Genomic DNA, 3,182 nt, shown 5'->3' with positions numbered 1-3,182 from the left:
AAAGTAAAATTTTAGTAAGAGCTAAAAGTATATATCAAACCGTACGTGTTCGAGTACGCAATATTGATAGAAGGAAGCAATTCCCATACCAATACCAGTACGAGAATAAAACGTTTGAAAGAAAGTAAGCAAGGGCGCATGGCGGATGCCTTGGCTCTCGGAGGCGATGAAGGACGTGATAAGCTGCGATAAGCTTCGGGAAGGTGCAAATAACCTTTGATCCGAAGATTTCCGAATGGGACAACCCGGCATTCTGAAGGAATGTCATCCATCCTAGATGGAGGCTAACACAGGGAACTGAAACATCTTAGTACCTGTAGGAAAAGAAAATAATAATGATTCCCCTAGTAGTGGCGAGCGAACGGGGATTAGCCCAAACCAATGTTGTTACGGCAATATTGGGGTTGTAGGACCACGACATCGCAAGAAGTTTAGTGAGAAGAACCCTTTGGAAAATGGGACCATAGACGGTGATAGTCCGGTATTCGAAGCTAAACGAAGCGTAGTGGTATCCTGAGTAGCGCGGGACACGAGGAATCTTGCGTGAATCTGCCGGGACCATCCGGTAAGGCTAAATACTCCCGAGAGACCGATAGCGAACCAGTACTGTGAAGGAAAGGTGAAAAGCACTTCGAATAGAAGAGTGAAATAGTCCCTGAAACCGTGCGCCTACAAGCGGTCGGAGCAACTTCGGTTGTGACGGCGTGCCTTTTGCATAATGAACCTACGAGTTACTTTTTCCGGCAAGGTTAAGTGTCTTAAGACATGAAGCCGAAGCGAAAGCGAGTCTGAACAGGGCGATTAGTCGGAAGGAGTAGACGCGAAACCAAGTGATCTACCCTTGGTCAGGTTGAAGGTTAGGTAACACTAACTGGAGGACCGAACCGATAAGCGTTGAAAAGCTTCCGGATGAACTGAGGGTGGGGGTGAAAGGCTAATCAAACTTGGAGATAGCTCGTACTCCCCGAAATGCATTTAGGTGCAGCCTTGGGAATTACTACTGTGAGGTAGAGCGACTGATAAGATGCGAGGGCTTCACCGCCTATCAAGTCTTGATAAACTCCGAATGCGCAGTAGTTCGATCCCAGGAGTGAGGGCATGGGTGCTAAGGTCCATGTCCTAAAGGAGAAGAATCCAGACCATCAGCTAAGGTCCCCAAATAATTGCTAAGTTGAACTAACGAAGTCAGATTGCTAAGACAGCTAGGATGTTGGCTTGGAAGCAGCCATTCATTTAAAGAGTGCGTAACAGCTCACTAGTCGAGGAGTTTGGCGTGGATAATAATCGGGCATTAAGCAATTTACCGAAGCTATGGGATCCGTAAGGATCGGTAGGGGAGCATTCCACTCTGCGTCGAAGGTGAAGCGTGAGCTTTGCTGGAGCGTGTGGAAAAGCAAATGTAGGTATAAGTAACGATAAAGGGGGTGAGAAACCCCCTCGCCGAAAGACTAAGGTTTCCTGATCAACGCTAATCGGATCAGGGTTAGTCGGGTCCTAAGGCTCAGCCGAACGGTGAGGCCGATGGCAGAACAGGTTAATATTCCTGTACTACCTTAAAGAGTGACGTGGAGACGGAGGAGTGACAGCGCCGCGGACTGACGGAATAGTCCGTTGAAGGGTGTAGATGTTGATTATCCCAGGCAAATCCAGGATAAGAGTCGAACCTGATAGTATGGAACGTTCTTCGGAACAATCCAATAGTGCGTGTAAACATACTCCCAAGAAAATCCGCTAAACTTAATCTTTAAGGTACCCGTACCGTAAACGGACACACGTAGTCGGGTTGAATATACTAAGGCGCTTGAGTGATTCACGGTTAAGGAACTAGGCAAATTGACCCTGTAACTTCGGGATAAAGGGTCCCAACGAGAGTTGGGCGCAGAGAATAGGTCCAGGCAACTGTTTAACAAAAACACAGGGCTGTGCCAAATTGAAAGATTACGTATACAGCCTGACACCTGCCCGGTGCTGGAAGGTTAAGAGGAGATGTCATCGCAAGAGAAGCATTGAATTGAAGCCCCAGTAAACGGCGGCCGTAACTATAACGGTCCTAAGGTAGCGAAATTCCTTGTCGGGTAAGTTCCGACCTGCACGAATGGTGTAATGATCTGGACACTGTCTCAACCGTGAGCTCAGTGAAATTGTAGTATCGGTGAAGATGCCGATTACCCGCGATGGGACGAAAAGACCCCGTGAACCTTTACTATAGCTTAACATTGAATTTGGGTAATTGATGTGTAGGATAGGCCGGAGACTTTGAAGCAGGTACGCCAGTATTTGTGGAGTCGCTGTTGAAATACGGCCCTTTGATTATTTGAGTTCTAACTCGTAGAAACGAGGACACTGTTTGGTGGGTAGTTTGACTGGGGTGGTCGCCTCCAAAAGTGTAACGGAGGCTTCTAAAGGTGCCCTCAGGACGATTGGTAACCGTCCGTAGAGTGTAATGGCATAAGGGCGCTTGACTGGGAGACAGACAAGTCGATCAGGTAGGAAACTAGAGCATAGTGATCCGGTGTTTCCGTATGGAAGGGACATCGCTCAAAGGATAAAAGGTACTCCGGGGATAACAGGCTGATCCCTCCCAAGAGCTCATATCGACGGAGGGGTTTGGCACCTCGATGTCGGCTCGTCACATCCTGGGGCTGGAGAAGGTCCCAAGGGTTGGGCTGTTCGCCCATTAAAGTGGCACGCGAGCTGGGTTCAGAACGTCGTGAGACAGTTCGGTCTCTATCTATCGTGGGCGTATGAAATTTGCGTGGCTCTGACACTAGTACGAGAGGACCGTGTTGGACTGACCGCTGGTTTACCAGTTGTGCCGCCAGGTGCATTGCTGGGTATCTAAGTCGGGATTGGATAAGTGCTGAAAGCATCTAAGTACGAAGCCAGCCACAAGATTAGATTTCTTAGGGTCGTCAAAGACGATGACGTTGATAGGATGCAGGTGTAAAGGTGGTAACATCAAAGCCGAGCATTACTAATTGCCCGTTCACTTTCTTTCGAACATGTACCGGTTGGGTATATACGTTTAGCTTTCTAGACACTAGGATTTTACTTTTCATCATGTCATAACCTTATTCAGGTGGTTATAGCACGAGGGTTCCACCTCTTCCCATTCCGAACAGAGAAGTTAAGCCTCGTCACGCCGATGGTACTGCGTAACAGTGGGAGAGTAGGTAGCCGCC

The 3,182-nt window shown here is 48.2% G+C and carries 2 rRNA genes; both read left to right on the top strand.

The features are described 5' to 3' along the window. The first annotated feature begins 118 nt into the window (after positions 1-118). A 23S ribosomal RNA gene (locus DXB58_RS05120) occupies positions 119-2,998 on the top strand. Positions 2,999-3,075: 77 nt separating this feature from the next. After that, a 5S ribosomal RNA gene (gene rrf, locus DXB58_RS05115) occupies positions 3,076-3,182 on the top strand; the annotation flags it as partial.

It is taken from the genome of Bacteroides sp. OM05-10AA (assembly GCF_003439055.1).
Classification (GTDB): Bacteria; Bacteroidota; Bacteroidia; order Bacteroidales; family Bacteroidaceae; genus Bacteroides; species Bacteroides intestinigallinarum.
The sequence above is the reverse complement of the archived record's forward strand: the minus strand, read 5'-3'. Positions and strand labels throughout refer to the sequence as shown.